The sequence below is a fragment of the Saccharothrix sp. AJ9571 genome, from assembly GCF_021725495.1.
Classification (GTDB): domain Bacteria; phylum Actinomycetota; class Actinomycetes; order Mycobacteriales; family Pseudonocardiaceae; genus Amycolatopsis; species Amycolatopsis magusensis.
In genome coordinates this window covers 6,115,937-6,137,093 of the sequence record NZ_CP091382.1, presented here as the reverse complement: position 1 = coordinate 6,137,093, position 21,157 = coordinate 6,115,937, and the positions used below count along the sequence as shown (strand labels likewise).

At 71.7% G+C, this 21,157-nt stretch carries 23 protein-coding genes; 13 read left to right on the top strand and 10 right to left on the bottom strand.

The genetic code is table 11. From position 1 onward, the window contains the following. Positions 1 to 67 precede the first annotated feature (67 nt). Genes L3Q67_RS28535 through L3Q67_RS28515 form a run of 5 tightly spaced genes read left to right on the top strand, consistent with a single transcriptional unit; the run spans position 68 to position 3,977 of the window. The gene (locus tag L3Q67_RS28535) at positions 68 to 955 is read left to right on the top strand and encodes an STAS domain-containing protein (RefSeq protein ID WP_499184516.1); all 888 of its coding nucleotides are present in this window, start codon (positions 68 to 70) and stop codon (positions 953 to 955) included. After that, positions 952 to 1,341, top strand: a complete 390-nt coding sequence (locus tag L3Q67_RS28530) for an STAS domain-containing protein (protein ID WP_499184515.1) — start codon at positions 952 to 954, stop codon at positions 1,339 to 1,341. The genes L3Q67_RS28535 and L3Q67_RS28530 overlap by 4 nt, the downstream gene beginning before the upstream one ends. Beyond that, a complete protein-coding gene (locus L3Q67_RS28525) occupies positions 1,328 to 1,756 on the top strand; it encodes an ATP-binding protein (RefSeq protein ID WP_499184514.1) in 429 nt (142 codons plus the stop codon). The genes L3Q67_RS28530 and L3Q67_RS28525 overlap by 14 nt, the downstream gene beginning before the upstream one ends. Continuing rightward, positions 1,753 to 2,760 (top strand): PP2C family protein-serine/threonine phosphatase, encoded by a 1,008-nt coding sequence (locus L3Q67_RS28520; RefSeq protein WP_499184513.1) that lies wholly within the window; start codon positions 1,753 to 1,755, stop codon positions 2,758 to 2,760. The genes L3Q67_RS28525 and L3Q67_RS28520 overlap by 4 nt, the downstream gene beginning before the upstream one ends. Then, positions 2,757 to 3,977: a PP2C family protein-serine/threonine phosphatase gene (locus L3Q67_RS28515; RefSeq protein WP_499184512.1), complete on the top strand. Its 1,221-nt coding sequence runs from the start codon at positions 2,757 to 2,759 to the stop codon at positions 3,975 to 3,977. Before L3Q67_RS28520 ends, L3Q67_RS28515 begins: the two co-directional genes overlap by 4 nt. Positions 3,978 to 3,995: 18 nt before the next feature. Here the strand turns inward: L3Q67_RS28515 and L3Q67_RS28510 are convergent, their stop codons facing one another. Genes L3Q67_RS28510 through L3Q67_RS28500 form a run of 3 tightly spaced genes read right to left on the bottom strand, consistent with a single transcriptional unit; the run spans position 3,996 to position 5,909 of the window. Beyond that, positions 3,996 to 4,979: a pirin family protein gene (locus tag L3Q67_RS28510; protein ID WP_499184511.1), complete on the bottom strand. Its 984-nt coding sequence runs from the start codon at positions 4,977 to 4,979 to the stop codon at positions 3,996 to 3,998. Then, positions 4,976 to 5,284 (bottom strand): GNAT family N-acetyltransferase, encoded by a 309-nt coding sequence (locus tag L3Q67_RS28505; protein ID WP_499184510.1) that lies wholly within the window; start codon positions 5,282 to 5,284, stop codon positions 4,976 to 4,978. The genes L3Q67_RS28510 and L3Q67_RS28505 overlap by 4 nt, the downstream gene beginning before the upstream one ends. After that, positions 5,277 to 5,909 carry a TetR/AcrR family transcriptional regulator gene (locus L3Q67_RS28500; protein ID WP_499184509.1) on the bottom strand — a complete coding sequence of 211 codons (633 nt, stop codon included), beginning with the start codon at positions 5,907 to 5,909 and terminating at the stop codon, positions 5,277 to 5,279. The genes L3Q67_RS28505 and L3Q67_RS28500 overlap by 8 nt, the downstream gene beginning before the upstream one ends. Positions 5,910 to 5,983: 74 nt before the next feature. On the opposite strand from L3Q67_RS28500, the gene L3Q67_RS28495 reads away from it, so the two are divergent. After that, positions 5,984 to 6,550 carry a peroxiredoxin-like family protein gene (locus L3Q67_RS28495; protein WP_499184508.1) on the top strand — a complete coding sequence of 189 codons (567 nt, stop codon included), beginning with the start codon at positions 5,984 to 5,986 and terminating at the stop codon, positions 6,548 to 6,550. Between the two features lie 4 nt (positions 6,551 to 6,554). Here the strand turns inward: L3Q67_RS28495 and L3Q67_RS28490 are convergent, their stop codons facing one another. Next, complete coding sequence (locus tag L3Q67_RS28490; RefSeq protein ID WP_499191666.1) at positions 6,555 to 6,821, bottom strand: DUF6292 family protein; 267 nt, start codon at positions 6,819 to 6,821, stop codon at positions 6,555 to 6,557. A gap of 219 nt (positions 6,822 to 7,040) precedes the next feature. On the opposite strand from L3Q67_RS28490, the gene L3Q67_RS28485 reads away from it, so the two are divergent. Beyond that, positions 7,041 to 7,313: a DUF3040 domain-containing protein gene (locus L3Q67_RS28485; protein ID WP_499184507.1), complete on the top strand. Its 273-nt coding sequence runs from the start codon at positions 7,041 to 7,043 to the stop codon at positions 7,311 to 7,313. A gap of 6 nt (positions 7,314 to 7,319) precedes the next feature. Here L3Q67_RS28485 and L3Q67_RS28480 read toward each other — a convergent pair whose 3' ends face one another. The 3 genes from L3Q67_RS28480 to L3Q67_RS28470 are packed head-to-tail and all read right to left on the bottom strand — an operon-like array spanning position 7,320 to position 9,151. Then, complete coding sequence (locus tag L3Q67_RS28480; RefSeq protein ID WP_499184506.1) at positions 7,320 to 7,784, bottom strand: SRPBCC family protein; 465 nt, start codon at positions 7,782 to 7,784, stop codon at positions 7,320 to 7,322. Between the two features lie 57 nt (positions 7,785 to 7,841). Further along, positions 7,842 to 8,660 carry a TraB/GumN family protein gene (locus L3Q67_RS28475; protein WP_499184505.1) on the bottom strand — a complete coding sequence of 273 codons (819 nt, stop codon included), beginning with the start codon at positions 8,658 to 8,660 and terminating at the stop codon, positions 7,842 to 7,844. Positions 8,661 to 8,689: 29 nt separating this feature from the next. Further along, entirely contained in the window at positions 8,690 to 9,151 is a 462-nt protein-coding gene (locus L3Q67_RS28470) for an NUDIX hydrolase (protein ID WP_395899060.1), read from the bottom strand. Between the two features lie 30 nt (positions 9,152 to 9,181). Between L3Q67_RS28470 and L3Q67_RS28465 the strand changes: the two genes are divergently transcribed. Beyond that, positions 9,182 to 9,688: a metallophosphoesterase family protein gene (locus L3Q67_RS28465; protein ID WP_499184504.1), complete on the top strand. Its 507-nt coding sequence runs from the start codon at positions 9,182 to 9,184 to the stop codon at positions 9,686 to 9,688. Continuing rightward, the gene (locus L3Q67_RS28460) at positions 9,685 to 10,032 is read left to right on the top strand and encodes a sporulation protein (RefSeq protein WP_209667982.1); all 348 of its coding nucleotides are present in this window, start codon (positions 9,685 to 9,687) and stop codon (positions 10,030 to 10,032) included. The genes L3Q67_RS28465 and L3Q67_RS28460 overlap by 4 nt, the downstream gene beginning before the upstream one ends. On the opposite strand, the gene L3Q67_RS28455 is transcribed toward L3Q67_RS28460, so the two are convergent. Beyond that, positions 9,969 to 11,000 carry a LacI family DNA-binding transcriptional regulator gene (locus L3Q67_RS28455; protein WP_499184503.1) on the bottom strand — a complete coding sequence of 344 codons (1,032 nt, stop codon included), beginning with the start codon at positions 10,998 to 11,000 and terminating at the stop codon, positions 9,969 to 9,971. The two genes, L3Q67_RS28460 and L3Q67_RS28455, sit on opposite strands and share 64 nt — an antisense overlap. 84 nt (positions 11,001 to 11,084) lie before the next feature. Here L3Q67_RS28455 and L3Q67_RS28450 point away from each other — a divergent pair, with 84 nt between their 5' ends. Beyond that, positions 11,085 to 13,127, top strand: a complete 2,043-nt coding sequence (locus L3Q67_RS28450) for a bifunctional aldolase/short-chain dehydrogenase (RefSeq protein ID WP_499184502.1) — start codon at positions 11,085 to 11,087, stop codon at positions 13,125 to 13,127. After that, entirely contained in the window at positions 13,127 to 14,476 is a 1,350-nt protein-coding gene (locus tag L3Q67_RS28445) for a rhamnulokinase (RefSeq protein ID WP_499184501.1), read from the top strand. The genes L3Q67_RS28450 and L3Q67_RS28445 overlap by 1 nt, the downstream gene beginning before the upstream one ends. Positions 14,477 to 14,899: 423 nt before the next feature. Here L3Q67_RS28445 and L3Q67_RS28440 read toward each other — a convergent pair whose 3' ends face one another. Continuing rightward, entirely contained in the window at positions 14,900 to 17,524 is a 2,625-nt protein-coding gene (locus tag L3Q67_RS28440) for an NPCBM/NEW2 domain-containing protein (RefSeq protein ID WP_499184500.1), read from the bottom strand. 227 nt (positions 17,525 to 17,751) lie between these two features. Between L3Q67_RS28440 and L3Q67_RS28435 the strand changes: the two genes are divergently transcribed. Further along, complete coding sequence (locus L3Q67_RS28435; RefSeq protein WP_499184499.1) at positions 17,752 to 18,528, top strand: DeoR/GlpR family DNA-binding transcription regulator; 777 nt, start codon at positions 17,752 to 17,754, stop codon at positions 18,526 to 18,528. A gap of 154 nt (positions 18,529 to 18,682) precedes the next feature. Further along, positions 18,683 to 19,564 carry a glycoside hydrolase family 16 protein gene (locus tag L3Q67_RS28430; RefSeq protein ID WP_499184498.1) on the top strand — a complete coding sequence of 294 codons (882 nt, stop codon included), beginning with the start codon at positions 18,683 to 18,685 and terminating at the stop codon, positions 19,562 to 19,564. A 19-nt stretch (positions 19,565 to 19,583) separates the two neighbouring features. On the opposite strand, the gene L3Q67_RS28425 is transcribed toward L3Q67_RS28430, so the two are convergent. Further along, positions 19,584 to 21,125, bottom strand: a complete 1,542-nt coding sequence (locus L3Q67_RS28425; RefSeq protein ID WP_499184497.1) for an acyl-CoA synthetase family protein — start codon at positions 21,123 to 21,125, stop codon at positions 19,584 to 19,586. Positions 21,126 to 21,157: the final 32 nt, after the last annotated feature.

Here is a 21,157-nt window from a genome sequence, read left to right as displayed (position 1 = left end):
TAGGGTTGCCGCACCGGGGATGTGGTGGCCAGGGCGGGTTCTCCGGTGCCCGCCGGAAGGGATGAGCGTGACCGGGACCGAAAACGCTGTGCGCACCCAGCTGGCCCGCGTGCTGCGGGCGTCGGGCGACGAACTGACCGAGAGCTGGGTGACGGCCCAGCTGGGCCGTCTGGCCGAAGGAAACCAGCCCGCACGGGCGGAACTGGCGGCCGAAGCCGCCGCGGTGGTCGGCGCGCTGCGCACCGGGCTCGAGTCGGAGCTGCCGGTGGACCGGATCGTCCGCGAGCACCAGCCGCTGCGCGACGCGATCACCGACCTGTCCTCCCGGCGTGCCCGCGACGGCGCCGCGCCGGGCGACACCGCGATGGCCATCCTGTCGCTCAAGGAGGTCCTGCTCACCGCCGTGCGCCGGAAGACCACCGAGCCGGCCGCGCTGCTGGAGACCGCGCTCGAGGTGAACCGGCTGCTGGACACCGCGGGCCTGCTCGCCTTCCAGTCCTATGTAGAGGGACGGGAGGAGATCATCCGGCTGCAGCACGAGCAGATGCTCGACCTGTCCACCCCGGTCGTCCAGCTGTGGCGCCACATCCTCGCGGTGCCGCTGATCGGCACCCTGGACAGCGCGCGCACGCAGGTGGTGATGAACGGGCTGCTGGAGTCCATCCAGGCCAACGAGGCCAGGGTGGCGATCATCGACATCACCGGGGTGCCCACTGTGGACACCGTGGTGGCCCAGCACCTGCTGCAGACCGTCGGCGCGGTGCGGCTGATGGGCGCGGAGTGCCTGATCAGCGGGATCCGCCCGGCGATCGCGCAGACCATCACCCAGCTCGGCATCGACCTGTCGATGATCAGCACCCGCAGCACGCTGGCCGACGCGCTGGCCGAGGCGATGCGGGTGATCCACGCCGAGGACGGGGCTTCGGGCCCGGAGCAGATCGCGGGTGCCCGGTGACCGGCCCCGTGCCCATCCTGCGCCTGGGCGACATCCTCCTCACCGGGCTGCTCAACGACCTCGACGACCGGACCGCGCTGGAGTTCACCGGTGAGCTCGTCGACCGCATCTCCGCCGAGGGCAGCCGGGGCGTGGTGATCGACATCTCCCGGCTGGAGATCATCGACTCGTTCGTGGCCAGGGTGCTGATGGAACTCGCGGGCACCGGCAAGCTGCTCGGCGCGCGGATGATCGTGGCCGGGATGCGCCCGGCGGTGGCGATCACCCTGTCCGAACTCGGCCTGCAACTGTCCGGTGTGGAGACCGCGCTCAACGCCGAACGCGCGATGGCGCGGCTGGGCTGGGAACAGCGACCCCGGCGGGCGGAGGCCCATGCCGCAGGGTGAGACCACCACCGGCGCCGCGCCCGAGGAGCGCCACGCCATCGCCGACGAGCGGGACCTGCTGCGGTCGAGGCACGCGGTCCGCGCCGCGGCCGTGGCCGCCGGGTTCGACCTGGTCGGCCAGACCAAGCTGGTCACCGCGGCCAGCGAACTGGTGCGCAACGCCTACATCCACGGTGGCGGCGGGGTGCTGCGCATCGTGCCGCTGACCGGCGCGGGCAGGCGCCGGGGCGTCCGGCTGGTGGTCAGCGACCAGGGCCCGGGCATCCCGGACGTGGACACCGCGCTCAGCGACGGCTACAGCACCGGCGCGGGGCTCGGCCACGGCCTCGGCGGCACCCGGCGGCTGGTGGACAGCTTCGCCATCGACACCGAACCCGGCCGCGGGACCACCATCGTGGTGGAGCGCTGGGCATGAGCACCCCGCTCGCCACCGGCGAGTTCACCCGGCACCTGCGCGTGGACCACGTCAGCGCGGTCCACGTGGCCGCGCGGGTGGCGCGCACGGTGGCCAAGGCGGCGGGGCTGCCGTCGTCGCTGCCGGACCAGGCCGCGGTGGTGGCCTCGGAACTGGCCAGCAACCTGGACAAGCACGCCCGCGAGGGCCAGCTCTACATCTCCCCGGTCCTGCACGGCACCGGCGTGGACATCGTCGCCGCGGACACCGGTCCCGGCATGCTCGACGTGGACCGCTGCCTGACCGACGGGCACACCACCACCGGCACGCTCGGCGCCGGGCTGGGCGCGATCCGCCGGATGGCGGCCGAGTTCGCGGTGCACACCGTGCCGGGCGAGGGCACGCTGATCAGCGCGCGGGTGCTGGCGCCGGGCACCACCCGCACCCCGCCGGTGGCGCACGTGAACGTGCCCGCCCCCGGTGAGGAGGTCAGCGGAGACCTCGCCGCCGTGCGCGAGACCGAAGCCGGCTTCACCCTGCTCATGGTGGACGGGCTCGGGCACGGGCCGGACGCCGCCGCGGCGTCCGCCGCGGTGCTCGAAGCCTTCGACCGTGACCCGGCCCGTCCGCTGCCCGCGTTGTTCACCGAGTTGCACCGCGGCGCCCGGCAGACCAGGGGCGCGGCGGTCGCGGTCCTGCGGCAGCGAGGTGCCCGCGGCGAGTTCCTCGGCATCGGCAACGTCAGCGCGGCCGTGCTGGCGGGCGGTTCGGCGCGCCAGCTGCTGAGCCTGCCCGGCGTGGTCGGCCTGCGCCTGCCACCGGCCACCGTGCGCCCGGTCGAGCTCCCGCCGGGCACCACCGTGGTGCTGCACTCCGACGGCATCTCCGGCGACTGGCTGCCCGCGGCCACCACGAGCGCCGGGCTGGTGCCCTCGCTGCTGGTGGGCTCGCTGGTGCACCGGCACCGGGTGACCCGCGACGACTCGGCCGTCCTCGCGGTCAAGTTCCCCGGGGAGCCGGCATGACCTGGCAACTGCGGACCACCACCCCGCAGCAGCGACTGCCGCAGCTGCGGGCGAACCTGCGTCAACTGTGCGACCGGCACGGCATCGGGCTGGAGGTGCGGGCGCGGCTGGTGCTGGCCGCGACGATGGTGGCGCGCGCCGCGCCGCCGGGCTCACCGCTCATCCTGAGCGCCACCGTCCAGCACGACACCACCCCGGCCGTACTGGTGATCACCGTGGAACTCACCACTCCCCCGGCCGGGCTGCCGGAACTGCCGCTGCCCGCCGAGGCCGAAGGGCCCGGCAAGCTGGTCTGGCGGCTACCCGCTCCGGTGACCCCCGCGGCCGGTGAATTCGGCGCCCCGGCGGCGGATGAGGAACTGGCCACCGAGGACGAACTGCGGGCCGTGCTCGCGCGCATGGACGGGATCGAGCAGGAACACCGCCAGCTCAAGCACGAGATCGCCGAGACGAACAGCGGTGTGCTGGCGATGTACGTCGACCTGGAGCAACGCGACGAGCAGTTGCGCGAGGCGCACGCGCTGATCTTCCGCGAACTCAAGCACGCGCTGCGCCCGCCGCCGCCCGTGGTGCCCGGTGTGGAACTGGGCGTGCGGTACGACCCGGCCGATCCGCAGGCACCCACCGGCGGTGACCTCTACGACTGGTTCCTGCTGCCGGACGGCACCCTGCACATCACCGTGGTCGACGCGGTCGGGCACGGGGTGACCTGCACGCGGCACGCGTTGCAGGTCACGCACGCGGTACGGGCGCTGGCGCTGGAGGGGCGGCCGCTGGAGGAGCTGATCGAGCGGACCGCGCACACCGTGCTCGCCGGTGAGCCGCTGCTGCGGGCGACCGTCCAGGTGGCCCGGCTGCACCCGGAGACCGGTGAGCTGTGGCTGGCCGGTGGCGGGCACCCGCCCGCGCTCGTGGTGTCCGAAGAGGACTGCCTGTTCCTGCCGACCCCGGGGCGCGGCATCGGTTTCCCGTCGCCGGGCAGCGACACCCTGGTACGGCACCGGCTGCGCCGGGGCGATCTGCTCCTGCTGCACACCGACGGGCTCACCGAAAGCCGGAAGGACGCCGAAGAAGGCGAGCAGCGCCTGCGTGAAACCGCCCGGCGGCACGCGCATTCACCGGTCGACGTCCTGACCGAGGCGGTGGTGCGCGACATGCACGAAGTGGTCACGCACCTCGACGACACCCTGCTGCTGGCCGCCCGCTTCCGCGCCTGACCCGGCTGCCTGACCCGGCTATCGGCGGCGGCGCGGGGTCAGCCGGACGCCCGGCAGGACCGGGGCCGGGATCCGCTGCCCGTCGTGGCCGTCGACCTCGCCGAACCGGGTGCCGCTCTCCCAGTCGGCGCGGGCGGCGGCGATCTCGTCGTGCCCGCGTCCGACGAAGTTCCACCACATCACCAGCTCGCCGGGGAACGGCTCACCGCCGAGCAGCAGCACCCGCGCGTCCGCGGTCGCGGTGATGCCCAGTTCCGTGCGCCCGGTCCCGAGGTAGAGCAGCGGACCCGCGCCGACCGGCACACCGTCCACTTCGGCCTCACCGTCGATCACCAGCACGGCGTGCTCGAAGTCGGAACGCAGTGGCAGCACGGCCTCCGCCCCGGCGGCCACGGCCAGTTCCGCGCCCAGCAACGGGGTGTAGGTGGTGGCGGCCGAAACGGCGTCACCGAGCGAACCCATCAGCACGGTCGCGACCACGCCGCCGGTGGTATAGCGCGGCAGGTCGGTGTGCTGTTCGAAAGCGGGCTCGATGCCCAGCGCGTCATCGGGCAGCGCGACCCAGAGCTGCAACGCGTGCAGCAGTGGGGTTTCCGGGGTTTCTGGGGTTTCTGGGGTTTCCGACTCCGCGCGCACGGAGAACTCCGAATGCGACACGCCACGCCCGGCCGTCATCAGGTTCAGCTGCCCCGGGCGCACGAGCACGTCGGAGCCGACCGAATCCCGGTGCCGGATCTCCCCGGCGAGCGGCCAGGTGACCGTCTGCAAACCGGTGTGCGGGTGCGGCAGCACCTTCATCTCGACCCGTTCCGGGCCGAACTGGTCGAGGAAGCACCAGGCACCGACCGTGGGCAGTGCGCGCTGCGGCAGCACCCGGTCGACCTTCATCCCGCGCACCCCGCCGAGCGGTACCGCGCGCGGCTCGTGGAACTCCGCGACGGCCCCGGCACCGGCCGCCGAGCGGCACGGCGTCACCTCGGGCTCGCGGTCCAGGTTGGTCATCGCCGCGCGTTCCAGTCGACGTGCTCCTCGTAGCCGGTGGTGCGCTCGAGGTACTTCGCGATGAACGGGCACAACGGCACGATCGTCCGTCCACGCCGGACGGTGTCGTCGAGCGCGCCGGCCGCCAGCACCTTGCCCAGCCCCTGCCCGCCGAACTCCGCGCCGACCTCGGTGTGGGTGAAGACGGTGCGCTCGCCCTGCTCCCGGTACGCGGCGAACCCGGCCACCCGGTCGCCGACGAAGACCTGGTAGCGGGAACCCGCCTCGTCACGGGCCACCGTGACGTCCCCGGTCTGTTCAGTCATCCCTGTCCTCCTCGCTCACGCCCATACCCTGCAGTACAACCGCCAGTCCACCGCGGAATTCCTCGTCGGCGCCGAGGCGTCGCGCGTCACGCGCGGTCTCGCTCAGCCAGGGGAACTCGGCGGGCGGCAACGCGGCCAGCGCGTCGGTGCCCGGACCGGACAACGGCCCCAGGTGCTCGGCCTGCAACGCGCCGAGCAGGTAGCCGATGAGCACGCGAAAGGCGATCACCCGGCGCTTCCCGGTGAACCCGGCGCCGGTCAGCACCCCGAGCGCGGCCTCACCCCAGCGGGCCGACGACGGTGCGCGGTGCCGGTGGGTGAGCAGCAGCGGCACCACGGCGGGATGACCGCCGACGGCCGCGCGCATCCGCTCGGCGAGCGTGGTCAGCCGCTCACGCCAGGGGGCGCGCGGCGGCAGTTCGAGGTCGATGCCGCCGAGCACCAGTTCCACGATCAGCGCTTCGAGCTGGTCGCGGTCTTCGACGTAGCGGTAGAGCGACATCGTGCCCATGCCGAGTTCGCCTGCCACGGCACGCATCGACAGCGCCGCGAGGCCGTCGCGGTCGAGCACGGCGAGCGCGGCGGTGGCGATCCGGTCGGTGGTCAGCGAACGTGGGCGGGGCATCTCGATTGACAGCGTACGACATACGCGCATACGTTCGTAGGCGTACACCGCACGCTTAACTCTGGGAGGTCGTCATGGCAGGACGGATCGAGCCGGGCACAGTGCTGGCCCCGCGCGAGGTGGACGTGGTCGACGGGGAACCGGTGGCGATCCCGCTGGCCGGACGGCTGGTGCACCTGCAGTTCCGGCGCTTCGCCGGCTGCCCGGTGTGCAACGTGCACCTGCGGTCGGTGACCCGGCGCCACGCCGAACTCAGCGCGGCGGGGGTGCTGGAGGTGGCGGTCTTCCACTCCCCCGAGGAAGAACTGCGCCGGCACACCGCGGACATCCCGTTCGCCGTGGTCGCCGATCCGGGCAAGCGGCTCTACCGCGAGTTCGGCGTGGAAGCCGGGCGGCGGGCCCTGCTGGACCCGCGGGCGTGGCTGCCGGTCCTGCGCAGCATCGCGACCGGGTTGCTTCGGCGCGACCGGCTGCCCGCGCCGAAGCAGGAACACGGCAGGCTCGGCCTGCCCGCGGACTTCCTGATCGCCGGGGACGGCACGGTGCTCGCCGCGAAGTACGGCGAGCACATCAACGACCAGTGGAGCGTGGACGAGGTACTCGCGCTCGCGCGCGCCAGTACCGGCATACCCCGCGCCTGAGCCGTCAGCCGAGGCGGTCCAGCAGTTCGTGGTGGCGGCCGGGGACCCGCAGGTCCGGCGGGTCCGGCTGCCCCAGCGAGTGGTCGTCCCCCCGCAGCGCCGCCAGGAATCGGACCACCGCCCGCCGGTCCGGCAGCACCTCCCCGCCGAGGTAGGCCAGCACGATCACGTCCTCGCCGCAGCCCGCCTCGATCGTCACCGCCCAGCCGTGCTGCTCGTCCCAGATCAGGGCGACGTCACGGCCGGGGAACCGGCCGAGCCGCCAGTCGATGGCGATGTAGGCCGAAACCGGGGTGTCCAGGTCGACCGTGCACGATTCGCCGGTGGGGACGGCACGAAGATCGGTGGCGGTGCACCCCTTTCACCTCGCGCAGCCGGATGTCACACCTCGTATTCGCCCGCTCCGGCGCGGTTCACCCGAACCGACGTGTGACGACTGCCCCGATTGGGTACCCGGCGGTGTCGGCATCGCGCGAAGGGCTGGATCCCCATGCTGAGTCACCACGATCGCGAGCAGCTGAAGAAGATCGAAGAGTGGTTCGAGGCCGCCGAACCGGCCCTCGCCGCCTCCTTCCGCCGGATCGGCACCCCACGCCGGTTCCGCATCGGGAAAGTGTTCCCCCTCTGCGTGGACGTCCTCGCGGGCTTCCTGCTCGCCCTCGCGGTGATCACCGCGAACGCCACCCTGGTCCTGACCGGCCTGCTCGCGCTGGTGCTCGGCGTGGGCCTGCACCTCGCGCGCCACCTGCCCGCCGACGTCTGAGCGCGGTCACCACACTTCCGAGTAGTGCCTCACCAGTCCGGGGAACCTCGGCTCCTCCGGCGGGCTGCTCGCCTTGACCACCTCGCGCCCGTCGAGCAGGGCTTCGAGGTTGTCCAGGGAGATGTGGAACCCGGCGGCGCTCTGAGAGACGTGGCCGGGGTCCTTGACGGTGGTTTCGAGGATGAGCAGGCAGCCGCCGTCGCCCTCCCGCAGCCGCCAATCCATCAGCACGTCGAACGCCCGCCAGGTGAGCCGCCGCTCCGGTTCCACCGCCAGCACCTCGCCCTCCACCGGCTTGCCCTTGCCGAACGCCAGGCGCACCTTGCCACCCGGCACGGTTTCCGCCCGCACCCGCCACGGGGTCCACGCGGACAGTTCGGCGTCGTCGGTCAGCGCCCGCCACACCCTGGCGACCTCGTGCCCGTACTGCCGTTCGAAGTGGAGCCGCCCGTCCTGAGCTCGTACCTTCATGATCGTTCTCCTTTCCGTCACCTCTTTCGACGAACGGACCGGGTGGAGACCGACACCTCAGGCGAACAATCGCGCCGGGGTCACCTGGCGGGTGTGCCGGACCAGGTCGAACCAGCCCGCCGGCGTGCCTTCGAGGTAGTCGCGGGCCGGGTCGTACCGGGGTCCGACCAGCCTGGTCCTGGCCGGGGCGTCCGCCAAGGAGGCCGGGGCGTCGCGCAGGTCGAGCAGGAAGGTGTCCGCCTTCGCCCGGTCCAGCGTGGTTTCGAGGAAGTCCTCGGGCAGCACCGGCAGCCAGTCCAGCGGTTCGCCGTGGTGGAAGGTCAGGCCGACCGAGAGGTAGGAGCACCGCTCACGAAGCAGGCGGCCCGCTGTCGGCACGTCGCCGGGTGCGGTGTGCCCGATCCCGCCCCAGTAGACGAGCTTCGCCGGATTCCGGTCGCGCCACCGGGTGACGCCGTCGGCGAGCATGCGCTCGATCGCCTCCCGGTCCGCGGGGACGCCGGGCTCCTCGCGGGAATGCACCACGCGCACCGGGTCGCCGGGGTGTTCCTCGTTGAACGACCGGAGCCACCGGATCGTGCCGAGGACCTCTTCGGCCCGCAGGAACGACCTGGCCCCGGCGAGCACCCGCCGGGGATCGCCGTCACCGGTGCGCACGTAGTCGTCGAGCAGCACGCTCGCCGCGTCGTCGCCTTCGATCAGCACCGCGCGGAAACCGTGCTCGCGCACCAGGTACCGCACCATCTCGTCAGCCATTGTGGACAGTTCGTGGGCGTTGCGGCAGGAAACGCCCAGCGCCACGACGTCCACGTCCGCGGCACGGGCACCCAGCGCCGCGAGTCCGTCCTGGGTCACCGCGTCAAGCCAAGGGGTCATGCCGCGAACGCTAGGAGTTGAACAAGGGTTCAGGTCAAGCGCTCGGCCAGGCGGCCGAGGAAGGCCCGCTGCCCCTTCACCAGCTTCCGCTCGGCTTCGGCCAGCTCGAACCACTCGAACCGGTCCATCTCCGGGAACTCCTGCATCCGGCCCGAGCGCGGCGGCCACTCCATCTCGAAGGTGCCGGGCACGGCGAGCGCCGGGTCCAGGTCGGCTTCGAGCGCGAAGACCGTGACCACCTTGCCGGACTGCCGGACCTCGCCGAGTTCGACGTGCTCACCAGCGGGGACCGGCAACCCGAGCTCCTCTTCGAACTCCCGGCGCGCGGCGGCCAGTGGCTCCTCGTCCGGCTCCTGCTCGCCCTTCGGCACCGACCAGGCGGCTTCGTCCTTGCGGGCCCAGAACGGCCCGCCCATGTGCCCCAGCAGTACTTCGGTGTGCGCCGCGCCCCCGCGATACAGCAGGAGCCCGGCACTGCGTTTGGCCGCCATGGCGGTCATTCTGCCCCTAAGGTGCCAAGCATGCGCCTGCTGATCATCGCCGACACGCACGTGCCCAAACGAGCCAGGGACCTGCCCGCACAAGTGTGGGCCGAGGCCGAGTCGGCGGACGTGGTGGTGCACGCCGGCGACTGGGTCGAACTCGCGCTGCTCGACGAACTGGAGCGGCGGTCGAAGCGGCTGATCGGCGTGTACGGCAACAACGACGGGCCCGGCCTGCGAGCGCGGCTGCCCGAGGTGGCCCGCGCCGACCTGGACGGGCTGCGCCTGGCCGTGGTGCACGAGACCGGTCCGGCGAAGGGCCGGGAAGCGCGCTGCGCCAAGGAGTACCCGGACACCGACGTGCTGGTCTTCGGGCACAGTCACATCCCGTGGGACACCGAGACCGGCACCGGCCTGCGCCTGCTCAACCCCGGCTCCCCCACCGACCGCCGCCGCCAGCCGCACCACACCTACCTCACCGCCGTGGTCGACGGCGGCGAGCTGACCGAGGTCGAGCTGCACACCGTGACCCGAGGAGCGTCGTGAACATCCCCGAATTGATCGGCACGGCCTGGAATTCCCTGACCGTGAAGCGGGTCTACGGCGAGCCGTGCGAAAAGGACGGTGTCGTGGTCATCCCGGCGGCCACCGTCTGGGGCGGTGGAGGCGGGGGCGACGGCCTCGACGGGCGACGCGCGCAGGGCGCGGGCTTCGGCGTGATCGCCCACCCCACCGGCGCCTACGAGATCAAGGGCGGGAAGGTGCGCTGGGTGCCCGCGGTCGACGTGAACCGCCTGATCACCGCCACCGCGGCGGTCGCGGTGACCTACCTGCTGACCCGGTCGCGGCGCACCCGGGTGGAGTCCCGCACCACCAGTTCCGGGGTGTAGACCACGGTCTGGTGCTCGTGCTCGCCGGGGACGGCGTCGTCGGCGGTCTCGGCGATGATCAGCTCGGCGGCGGTCTTGCCGAGTCGGCTGGCGGGCTGGCGGACCGAGGTCAGCGGCACCGCGGCCGCCGCGGCGAACTCGATGTCGTCGTAGCCGACGATCGCCATCTCCTCCGGCACGCGCACCCCGGCCGCGACCATCGCCTGGAGCACGCCGAGCGCGAGCAGGTCGTTGGCGCAGAACACCGCGGTCGGCCGCGGGCTGATGCCGAGCACACGCGCCCCGGCGTCACGCCCGGAGGCCACGTCCAGGGCCTCGGACTCCAGCACGGTGAAGGTCCGGCCGGGCGCGGGTGCCTCGGCCAGCGCCGCCCGGGCTCCGGCTTCACGGTCGCGGCACTGGGCCAGCAACTGCGGCCCGTTGACGAAGGCGAGGTGCGTGTGCCCGGCTTCGACCAGGTGCCGGGCGGCCAGCGCGCCACCCGCCACGTCGTCCACCGACACCGAGCACGCGTCGGAATTCGGCACGTTCCGGTCCACGAAGACGTACGGGATGCCGCTGCGCCGGAAGGCTTCCAGGCTCTCCCCCGCCGTGCCGACCGGGCTGAGCAGCACCCCGCGGACGCGCTGTTCGGCGAGCATCGCCAGGTGCGCGGCCTCGCGGTCGACTCGCTGGCCGCTGTTGCAGGTGATCACGTTCAGGCCCTCGGCCTGCGCCGCCTGCTCGGCACCCTGCGCCACGTCGACGAAGAACGGGTTGCCGAGGTCGAGCACCAGCACGGCCAGCGTGCGGCTGCGCCCGGCGCGCAGCTGCCGGGCCGATTCGTCGCGGACGTACCCCAGTTCCTGGATCACCGAAAGGACCCGGGACCGTGTCGCGGCCGACACCACGTGCGGCCGGTTCACCACGTTCGACACCGTGCCGATGGACACCCCGGCGATCCGGGCGACGTCCTTAATGCCGACCATACTTGCTCTCCGTCACACCGAACCCTAACATGCGGATGAAACGTTTCAACCCGGCCAGTTCACTCCAGCGACGTGGGAGAAGTGATGACCGAGCCCAGCCAGGAAACCGTCGACCGGCTGCTGACGCGGTCCCACCGGCTGGGGGCGGACCCGGCGAACACGAACTACGCCGGCGGGAACACCTCGGCCAAGGGCACGGCCACCGACCCTGCCTCCGGCGAGCCGGTGGAACTGTTGTGGGTCAAGGGTTCCGGCGGCGACCTCGGCACGCTGACCGAACCGGGGCTGGCCGTGCTGCGGCTCGACCGGCTGCGCGGGCTGACCGGCGTCTACCCCGGACCGGAGCGCGAGGACGAGATGGTCGCCGCGTTCGACTACTGCCTGCACGGCCGCGGTGGCGCGGCTCCCTCGATCGACACCGCCATGCACGGCCTCGTCGATTCCGCGCACGTCGACCACCTCCACCCCGATTCCGGGATCGCGCTGGCGACCGCCGCCGACGGTGAAGAACTGACCGCGCGCTGCTTCGGTGACCGCGTGGTGTGGGTGCCGTGGCGGCGGCCGGGTTTCCAGCTGGGCCTGGACATCGCCGAGATCAAGGCGGCCAATCCCCAGGCGATCGGCTGCATCCTCGGCGGCCACGGGATCACCGCATGGGGTGACACTTCCGACGAGTGCGAGGCGCGCTCACTGGAGATCATCCGGACCGCGGCGGAGTTCCTCGCCGAACACGGCCGCGCCGACCCGTTCGGCGCCCGCGTCCCCGAGTACGAACCGCTCCCCGAAGCCGCCCGTCGCGAGCGGGCCGCGGCACTGGCGCCGGTCCTGCGCGGGCTCGCGTCCACCGATCGCCGTCAGCTGGGGCACTTCACCGACTCGGCCGTGGTGCTCGACTTCCTGGCGGGGGCGGAACACCCGCGTCTGGCCGCGCTCGGCACCTCCTGCCCGGACCACTTCCTGCGCACCAAGGTCCGGCCGATGGTGCTCGACCTGCCGCCGTCCGCGCCGCTGGACGAGGTTCTCACCCGCCTGGGTGAACTCCACGAGGAGTACCGCGCGGACTACCGCGCCTACTACGAGCGCCACGCCGAGCCGGACTCCCCCGCCCTGCGCGGCGCCGACCCGGCGATCGTGCTCGTGCCCGGGGTGGGCATGTTCTCCTTCGGCGCCGACGCGCAGACCGCGCGGGTGGCCGGTGAGTTCTACGTCAACGCCATCAACGTCATGCGGGGCGCGGAATCGGTGTCGGCCTACGCGCCGATCCCGGAAAGCGAGAAGTTCCGGATCGAGTACTGGTCCCTCGAAGAAGCCAAGCTCCGCCGCCGCCCGGCCCCGAAGCCGCTGGCCGGTCGCGTCGCGCTGGTCACCGGCGGCGGTTCGGGCATCGGCAAGGCGACCGCCCGGCGGCTCGCGGCCGAAGGCGCGTGCGTGGTCGTCGCCGATCGCGCCTTCGACGCCGCGCAGGAGGTCGCCGCGGAACTCGGGCGCGACACCGCGATCGCGGTCCGCGCCGACGTCACCGACGAAAACGAGGTCGCCGCCGCGTTCGCCGAGGGCGCCCTCGCGTTCGGCGGGATCGACTTGGTGGTGAACAACGCGGGACTGTCCATTTCGAAGCCGTTGCTGGAGACCACCGCGGCGGACTGGGACCTGCAGCACGACGTGATGGCCCGCGGCTCGTTCCTGGTCTCGCGCGAAGCGGCACGGCAGATGATCGCGCAGGGCCTGGGTGGCGACCTGGTCTACATCGTCAGCAAGAACGCGGTGTTCGCCGGGCCGAGCAACGTCGCGTACGGGGCGGCCAAGGCGGACCAGGCGCACCAGGTGCGGTTGCTCGCCGCCGAACTGGGCGAGCACGGCATCCGCGTCAACGGCGTGAACCCGGACGGGGTGGTGCGGGGTTCGGGCATCTTCGCCGGGGGCTGGGGCGCGCAGCGAGCGGCGGTCTACGGCGTGGAGGAAGAGGAACTCGGCGCGTTCTACGCCCAGCGCACGCTGCTCAAGCGCGAAGTGCTGCCGGAACACGTGGCCAACGCGGTGTTCGTGCTGGCGGCCGGGGAACTCGGGCACACCACCGGTCTGCACGTGCCGGTGGACGCCGGGGTCGCCGCGGCGTTCCTCCGCTGATGGCCGCGGTCTTCGCGGCGGTCGACCTCGGCGCGTCCAGCGGCCGGGTGGTGACCGGGCGGTTCGGTGCGGGCACGCTGGAACTGGCGGAGGTGCACCGGTTCGCGAACGAGCCGGTGTCCGAAGGCGGCGTGCTCCGCTGGGACATCCGCAAGCTCTACAAAGGACTCACCGACGGTCTGCGGGCGGCCGCCGACCGCCACGGCACGCTCGACGGCATCGGCATCGACTCCTGGGCGGTCGACTACGGCCTGCTCGACGCCTCCGGCTCGCTGATCGCGAACCCCGTGCACTACCGGGTTCCCCGTACCGCGACGGGGGTCGAGCGGGTGCACGCACTGGTGCCGCCTGCGCGGCTGTATGCCACCACCGGCATCCAGTTCCAGCCGTTCAACACCGTTTTCCAGCTCGCCACGGAGGATCTGACGTCCGTGGCGGACGTTCTGCTGATCCCGGACCTGCTGTCGTATTGGCTCACCGGCGAAAAGGGCACCGAGCGGACGAACGCCTCCACCACCGGGCTGCTGGACCCGCGCACGGGTGAGTGGTCCGCGGAGCTGTTCTCGGAACTGGGGCTGTCCACCGGACTCTTCCCGCCGCTGCGCGATCCTGGCGTCCTGGCCGGGTCCTACGAAGGATGTCCGGTGTACACCGTGGGCTCGCACGACACCGCCTCGGCCGTGGTCGCGGTCCCGGCGACGAGCGACCGTTTCGCCTACATCTCTTGTGGGACTTGGTCGTTGGTCGGACTGGAGTTGGACGAACCGGTGCTCACCGAAGAAGCACGGCAGGCGAACTTCACGAACGAGCGCGGGGTGGACGGCAAGGTCCGTTTCCTGCGCAACGTCATGGGTTTGTGGCTGCTGCAGGAGGTGCAACGGGATCTGGGACTGGGTTTGGGATACCTGCTCGACTCCGCCGCCAGGGCCACGCCGGGCCGGAGCGTCGTCGACGCGACGGATCCACGCTTCCTGCCCCCGGGGAACATGGCCGCGCGGATCACCGCGGCCTGCCGGGAGTCCGGGCAACCGGAACCCCGCGACCCCGGCGAACTGGCGCGGTGCGTCCTGGACAGCCTGGCCCTCGCCTACCGCGATGCCCTTTCGGATGCCGTACGCCTGTCGGGGCGCCCGATCGAAGCGGTACACCTCGTGGGCGGGGGCGCGCACAACGAGTTGCTGTGCCGGTTGACCGCTGATGCTTGCGGCTTGCCGGTCCACGCGGGGCCGATGGAGGCGACCGCGGCGGGGAATCTGCTGGTTCAGGCGCGGGGTGCGGGGGTTGTGAGTGGGGGGTTGGGAGAGTTGCGATCTTGGGTTCGGGGGGTGCGGAGTTACTTGCCGGAATGAAACGATTCATTCGGGTTCTCTGGGGGTTCACCCCGGGTTTTAGTGTGACTACGGTGGGGATTCCTTTGTCAAGGCGGGAAAGCCTGCCTTGACAAAGGAATCCCCACCGTGTTTTTGGCTTTGGGCCGAGGTGGGGTTTGGGTGGCCCCTGGGTCTAGTGCCTCAGACTCCTGTTTTGCCCGGGGTTTGCTGGCCGAGGTGGTCGCTGTTCTGAGCGTGCCCGGCTTTCCTTGAGCTGGGTGCCGGGATCTGCTCGTGTTTCCTGGCTCGCCATGGTCGAGCTGGTGATCCCGGTTCCCTGGCTCACTATGGTCGAGTTGGTGATTCCGGTTTCCTGGCTCGCCATGGTTTAGCTGGTGATCCCGGCGCGAGGATCGGTCGCCCTGGAGGGGCTGGCCACCCAGCCCGGCTTCCTTCGGCCGGTCAGCAGGTCAGTTGCGGCTGGGCCCAGTCGGTGTGGTCGTGGTTCTTGCCGTCTCCGCCATCCGTGGTGCGCAGGGTCAGCATGCGCACGCCGGTGACATCGGCGCTCAGCGCCACCGCCGGGGAGCCACCGCGCAGCACCGGCGTTTCGGCCAGTACCTTGCCATCGCCGACCAAGTGGAAGGTGGCCGAGCCGGGTTCCGTGGTTTCGTCGTCCAGGCCGACCAGGGCGGTGAAACTCCGGCATCCCCGTCCCAGGTAGACCGTCACCTCGCTGGCGGCGTGCGTGCCGAGGCCCTTCGCGTAGGTGACGCCGCCGATGGTCAGGGGGTTGCCGTCCCCGGCTGTCTGGTCGTTGTTGGAGCGGTCCCGTTCGACCGGACCCCAGCCGTTGGTCGCGGAGACGAACGGCAGCTCACTCACGTAAGAACCATCCGACGGCACGGGAGGCGGCACGAAGACCGAAACCGCCTTGGCGACGTGCACCTCCGGCGCATCCAGTGAAGGATCACGGAAGTCCGCCGCGACGGGGATTTCGTGCTTCCCCGTCTGCGACCCGACCGTCACCGTCCACTTGCCACTCAGCACCTCACCGGGCACGAAGTCGTTGTCCCGCACCGGTTCCCCGGCCACCGACCAACCCTCGGGCACCGAAGGCGCCAGCACCGCATCGCGCACCGGCCGGTCGGCGGTGAACTCCGCGCTGATTTCGAACGTCGAGCCCGGCGAGCGGTCACCGGCGTCCTGCGGCGTGATCGTCAGAGAGGTTCCCGGGACGTGCTGGATGGGTTTGTCGCAGGTGGTCCGCCCAGCCGTCGCGGGGCAGGCGATCGCGGCGAAGCCGCCGTTGGCCGGGACCTCGTGACTCAGCGTGTCCGTGGAGCGCAGCACGCGGCTTTCCCGCTGCACGTCGGAACGCGGTGAGCCCGGGACATCCCGTACGGTCTCCACCAGCCACTCCCCCTCGCCGAGGAAGGACAGCGGGGTGCTCACCGTGCGCGCCGGACCGGCGGTGATCGCGCCGACGAACCAGCGGTCGCCGTTCCGCCTGGCCAGCGCCGCCTCGTCGCCGGGGTGCCCGGTCAGGTACCGGGTCTCGTCCCACACGGTCGGCACCTGGTTCAGGAAGCGCAGCGTGTTCGGGTGCCGGTCGTACGCCTCCGGCTTGTCCGCGAAGTGCTGCCAGGCCGATTCGTACAGCACCGGCAGCGCCACCTCGTGCCCCACGCTCGACGTCCGCGGCCCGACCTCCAGCGCCACCGGCGTGAAGTCCATCGAGCCGACCACGTTGCGGGTGAACGGGTGCACCGGGTTGTTCGCCGGCTGCGGCAACTGCTCCTGCCCGTGGATGGCCTCCATGGTCATCACGTGCGGCCAGGTCCTGGCCAGCCCGTGCGGAATGGTCGAACCATGGAAGTTGATCATCAGCTCGAGCGCCGCGGTGTCCGCCAGTATCTCGTCGTACCACTGATAGCGCGCCTGGCTGTCCGACTCCATGAAGTCCACCTTGACGCCCTTGACGCCCCAGCCCTTGACCTTCGGCAGGATCTCCGCCCGTTTCTGCGGGGTGTCCAGCGTCTGCCAGTGGAACCACAGCAGCACCTCGACCCCGCGCGCCCTGGCGTAGCGGGTGAGCTCCGGCACCCAGTCCTCGCTCCAGCCCTCGTCGACCAGCACGTACGGCCAGCCGTTGCGGGCGGCGAAGTCCACGTAGACCTTCTGCCGTTCGAAGTCGCGCGGGCTCTGGTGCTCGCTCAGCCACGACCAGGCCGACTTGCCCGGCCGGATCCACGAGGTGTCCTCGATCTTCGACGGCGAGGCCAGGTCGTCGACCAAGGTCGACTCGGTCACCGTGGCCAGGTCGCCGATGATCGCCGTCCGCCACGGCGTCCGGAGTGCGCCCGGCGCGGTGACCCGCTCGTCGGCCAGCTTGACCGCGTAGGTCGATGAACCGGCCTCGTGCACCAGCTTGCTCCCGGAGTACGAACCGTCCACATCGGATTCGGTGAGCAGCACGAAGTCCCCACCGGACTGGAACAGCGACGGGTGGCCGAACTCGCCTGCCGCCGCCCCGGCGGCGGTGGTCTCCACCCGCTGGTTCTCGTACCAGGCGTTGTAGGGCAGCAGCCAGGCCGTGGCGGCCGGGTCGAGGCTGTAGGCCGACGCCTCCCCGGTGACCACCGTGCCGTCCTCGTCCGGCAGCACGTAGCGGTAGGCAACACCGTCGTCGGACACGCGGAGCACCAGCTCGAAACGAGCGTCCCCGGCGGCCAGCTGGAACCGGGTCTCCCGCGCGCGGACCGCCCGTTCTTTCCGCTTGCCGGTGGGCATCGTGTAGCGCTCGGCGAGCATGCGCTGCTGCTGCCCGAGCACCTTCAGGTCCTTGCTCAGGTCGGCGCGTTCGGTGCGCAGGCCGACCGGCGCGGGAGCCAGCACGGTCCGCCCAGCGCGGGCGGCCGACAGCTTGAGCGTGCCCGCTTCCAGCGTGAGCTGCGCGGTCAGCGGCGAACGGGACGACGGGCCGGTCACCGTCCAGCCGTTCGCCGCCGAAGCGGGGACGGCGGTCAGCGACAGCGCGATCGCCAGTGAAAGGAACAGGGCGGCGGAACTCCGGCCGGGCCACATCGTCCAAGCACTCCTCGGCTGCTTATTCACCGATAATCGGCAAGGGGGATGTCAACGTTGTCATCGGGGGTTTGCGCACAACGGAGACGATCTGCAGCAAACCCCATGGAAAGCGGATGCGCAAGGGTCCGTTCGGCGCACGTGTCGAACACCGGAGGTAATCGCCATTCGCCGATGGCCTCGGTTCGGCGCTAGGAATCCGCTTTTGTCTCCGTTAGCGTGCGGCCATGTTCGCCGCCGAACGCCGCCAGGTCATTCTCGAACTCGTCCGCTCGAACGGAGCCGTCTCCCTGCGCGAGCTCGCGCGCATCGTGCAGACCAGCGAGGTCACCGTGCGCCGCGATCTGCGGCAGCTGGCCGCCGAGGGGCTGCTGGCGCGCCGGCACGGCGGCGCGGTCGCGACCAACCGCACCTCCTACGAGCCGAGCTGCACCGAGAAGGCGAAGGTGGCGGGCGCGCAGAAGGAGGCGATCGCCGCGCTGGCCGCCGATCTGGTCTCCCCCGGCGACTCGGTGGCACTGGGCCCCGGCACCACCACGCAGGCGCTGGCGCGGCGCCTGACCCGCACCGGCGAGCTGACCGTGGTGACGAACTCCCTGCTCGTGGCGCAGATCATCGCGCAGGCGCCGGGGGTCGAGGTGCTCATGCCCGGCGGCACGCTGCGGGCGTCGATCTTCGCCACGGTGGGCAGCGCGGCCGAGGCGGGCCTGGCGCAGTTGCGGGTGCGCCACGCCTTCCTTTCCGGCAACGGCCTGACCGCCGCACGCGGGCTGTCCACCCCGAACCCGGCGGTGGCCGGGGCCGACCGGGCGCTGGCCGCGGCCGCGGAGCAGGTGGTGGTGCTGGCCGACTCGACCAAGATCGGCTCGGACGCCATGGTCCAGACCATACCGCCGGAGCGGATCCACCGGCTGGTCACCGACGAAGCCGCCGACCCGGCCGAACTGGACGGCCTGCGGGCGGCGGGCGCCGAGATCGGCCTGGCCACGATCTCGAACAGCTGACCGTTTCCCGTCCGCAAACGGTCAACCTCGAACATCCGCCCCGCCGGGCTTGCGACCGGCCGCTCCGGCGCGCCTTAATGGGAGACCGGACGAATCACCGCCACAATTCTCCGGCGCGTTTTCTCCAGTCCCCCCGTAACCGAAGGGCGTGAAAATGAACCGCCGAATTCCCGTGGCCGTCGCCGCGCTGCTGGCCACCGCGCTGGCCATCCCCACCGGCGCCGCCGCCGCACCGGCCGCCTGCGCCGGCGTGCTGTTCGACGACTTCGCCTACGACTCCCACGCCGACCCGCGCCTGGCGCAGCGCGGCTGGCAACTGCGCAACGGCGGTGGTGGCCCCGGCGTGGGGAACTGGTCCGCGGCCAACGCCACCTTCCCGGTGGTGGACGGCCAGCCGGTGCTCCAGCTCTCCGCGCACACCGACGGCACCACCGGCGGGACCAGCCAGGCCGAGGTGATGCACCAGCGGAAGTTCTACGAGGGCACCTATTCCGCGCGCGTCCGGTTCAGCGACGTGCCGGTCTCCGGCGCGGACGGCGACCACCTGGTCCAGACCTTCTTCACCATCACCCCGCTCGCCTTCCCGAACGACCCGAACTACGGCGAACTGGACTTCGAGTACCTGCCCAACGGCGGCTGGGGCGAGTCCGGCGCGACGATGTTCCTCACCAGCTGGGAGACCTACCAGCCCGACCCGTGGGTGGCGGACAACCGCAGCACCGCGGTCCGCTCGGGCTTCGCCGGCTGGCGGACGCTGACCGTGCAGGTCTCCGGTGGCACGCTGCGCTACTTCATCGGTGACCAGCTCGTCGCCACGCACGACGGGCACGTCTACCCCGAGACGCCGATGATGCTCGCCTTCCAGGAGTGGTTCATCGACCACGCCGCGCACTCCGGCGGCCGCAGCACCTACCAGACGCAGAACGACTGGGTCTACTACACGGCCAACGAGGTGCTCTCCCCCGCCGGTGTCCAGGACCGGGTGAACGGGCTGCGCGCGAACGGGACCAAGCACACCGATTCCGCCACCTGCTGAGGCGGACACCGCGGACCCGTCAGCTCGCGCGGCCGCGCAGGCGCGGGCGGTCGTGGTTGCCGACCGCGGTGAGCGGGATGGCGTCCACGAAGTCGACGCGGCGGGGCGCCAGCGCCTCGCCGCCTCGCTCGGCCACCCAGCTGATCAGGTCTTCGGCGCACACCGTGGCATCCGGGTCGGCGACCACCACCGCGTGCACCACCTCGCCGCGGCGGTCGTCCGGTGCGCCGAACACGCAGGCGTCGCGCACCGCCGGGTGGGTGATCAACCCGGCCTCCACCTGCTTCGGGTACACCGTCACGCCCGCCGACCGGATCGTCTCGCGCTGCCGGTCGGCCAAGTGCAGGAAGCCGCCCTCGTCGAAGTGGCCGGTGTCGCCGGTGTAGAGGTGACCGCCGCGCAGCGCGCGCTCGGTGTCGGCGTAGCGGTTCCAGTAGCGCAGCATCACGTGCGGCCCGCCCACCACCACCTCGCCGCGCTCCCCCGCCCTGGCCTGCCTGCCGTCGGGGTGCTCGATCCGCACGTCGGCGATCGCCACCGGGCGGCCGCAGGAGGACAGGGGGCCGGGGTTGCCGGTGGCCACCGCCGCGGCGTGGTCGCGCTTGCGCAGCACGGTCACCTGGTTCGGCACCTCAGTCAGCCCGTAGAACTGCACGAACACCGGTCCGAAGCGGTCCATGGCGGCGATCAGCCGCTCCGGCTCGACCCGGCCGCCGCTGTAGACCACGGTGGTCAGCGAGAGCAGTTTCGCGCCGGCCGCGGGGGCGGCGTCCAACAGCCCGGCGAGCATGTCCGGGGAGAGCAGGGTCGCGGTGATCCGCTCGCGGGCGATCGTGTCCACCAGTTCGCCGGGGTCGAACCGCCCGGCCAGCACGTTGGTGCCACCACGCAGCCACACCGGCAGGACGAACGCCCCCGCGGCGTGGGACAGCGGCGTGACGTGGGCGAACCGGTCGCCTTCGTCGAGCCCCAACTCGCTGAGCTGGCTGAACAACGCGGCCAGCACGGTCCGGTGGGTGTGCACCACGCCCTTGGGCTGCCCGGTGGTGCCCGCGGTGTAGTAGATGCCGTAGAGGTCGCTGGGGAACACCGTCGGCGCGCCGGGGTGGTCGGGCTGATGGCAGGACAGCCGCTGCCAGCTGTGCCCGCCGGTCAGCACGGCGTCGTCGTCCACGGAGACCACGTGCTCGACGCCCGAGGTCCCGCGGATCTGCTGCACGCGCCGCGCGTGGGCGGCGTCGTGGACGAGGACCTCCGCCGCCGAATCGCAGACGATGTACTGGTGGTCGGCCACGCCGAGGCGGCTGTTGAGCGGGACCACCGCGAGTCCGGCCCAGAGCGCGCCGTAGTAGACGTCGAGCAGTTCGGGGCGATCGCTCATCAGGATGGCCACGCGATCCCCGGTGTCCAGGCCGAGATCGAGCAGCGCTCGCCCGGCCCGCCGGATCCGGCCGATCTGCTCGCGGTAGGTGATCCGCTGCCCGCCGGCGACGACCGCGGCGCGGGGCCCGTACGCCAGTGCCACCCGTTCGACCAGCCCGCCGATGGTCTCCTCCTGCATGCCTTCCAAGCTAGGTCGGCGGGAGGCGCGGC

Excerpts from the sequence above, each read along its gene's own strand:
- L3Q67_RS28480 (WP_499184506.1), bottom strand. The coding sequence starts at position 7,784 with ATGAAGGTACGAGCTCAGGACGGGCGGCTCCACTTCGAACGGCAGTAC.
- L3Q67_RS28425 (WP_499184497.1), bottom strand. The coding sequence starts at position 21,125 with ATGCAGGAGGAGACCATCGGCGGGCTGGTCGAACGGGTGGCACTGGCG.
- L3Q67_RS28495 (WP_499184508.1), top strand. The coding sequence starts at position 5,984 with ATGGCAGGACGGATCGAGCCGGGCACAGTGCTGGCCCCGCGCGAGGTG.
- L3Q67_RS28440 (WP_499184500.1), bottom strand. The coding sequence starts at position 17,524 with ATGTGGCCCGGCCGGAGTTCCGCCGCCCTGTTCCTTTCACTGGCGATC.
- L3Q67_RS28520 (WP_499184513.1), top strand. The coding sequence starts at position 1,753 with ATGAGCACCCCGCTCGCCACCGGCGAGTTCACCCGGCACCTGCGCGTG.
- L3Q67_RS28515 (WP_499184512.1), top strand. The coding sequence starts at position 2,757 with ATGACCTGGCAACTGCGGACCACCACCCCGCAGCAGCGACTGCCGCAG.
- L3Q67_RS28500 (WP_499184509.1), bottom strand. The coding sequence starts at position 5,909 with ATGCCCCGCCCACGTTCGCTGACCACCGACCGGATCGCCACCGCCGCG.
- L3Q67_RS28450 (WP_499184502.1), top strand. The coding sequence starts at position 11,085 with ATGACCGAGCCCAGCCAGGAAACCGTCGACCGGCTGCTGACGCGGTCC.
- L3Q67_RS28470 (WP_395899060.1), bottom strand. The coding sequence starts at position 9,151 with ATGGCGGCCAAACGCAGTGCCGGGCTCCTGCTGTATCGCGGGGGCGCG.
- L3Q67_RS28430 (WP_499184498.1), top strand. The coding sequence starts at position 18,683 with ATGAACCGCCGAATTCCCGTGGCCGTCGCCGCGCTGCTGGCCACCGCG.
- L3Q67_RS28510 (WP_499184511.1), bottom strand. The coding sequence starts at position 4,979 with ATGACCAACCTGGACCGCGAGCCCGAGGTGACGCCGTGCCGCTCGGCG.
- L3Q67_RS28455 (WP_499184503.1), bottom strand. The coding sequence starts at position 11,000 with ATGGTCGGCATTAAGGACGTCGCCCGGATCGCCGGGGTGTCCATCGGC.
- L3Q67_RS28475 (WP_499184505.1), bottom strand. The coding sequence starts at position 8,660 with ATGACCCCTTGGCTTGACGCGGTGACCCAGGACGGACTCGCGGCGCTG.
- L3Q67_RS28465 (WP_499184504.1), top strand. The coding sequence starts at position 9,182 with ATGCGCCTGCTGATCATCGCCGACACGCACGTGCCCAAACGAGCCAGG.
- L3Q67_RS28435 (WP_499184499.1), top strand. The coding sequence starts at position 17,752 with ATGTTCGCCGCCGAACGCCGCCAGGTCATTCTCGAACTCGTCCGCTCG.
- L3Q67_RS28445 (WP_499184501.1), top strand. The coding sequence starts at position 13,127 with ATGGCCGCGGTCTTCGCGGCGGTCGACCTCGGCGCGTCCAGCGGCCGG.
- L3Q67_RS28505 (WP_499184510.1), bottom strand. The coding sequence starts at position 5,284 with ATGACTGAACAGACCGGGGACGTCACGGTGGCCCGTGACGAGGCGGGT.
- L3Q67_RS28485 (WP_499184507.1), top strand. The coding sequence starts at position 7,041 with ATGCTGAGTCACCACGATCGCGAGCAGCTGAAGAAGATCGAAGAGTGG.
- L3Q67_RS28525 (WP_499184514.1), top strand. The coding sequence starts at position 1,328 with ATGCCGCAGGGTGAGACCACCACCGGCGCCGCGCCCGAGGAGCGCCAC.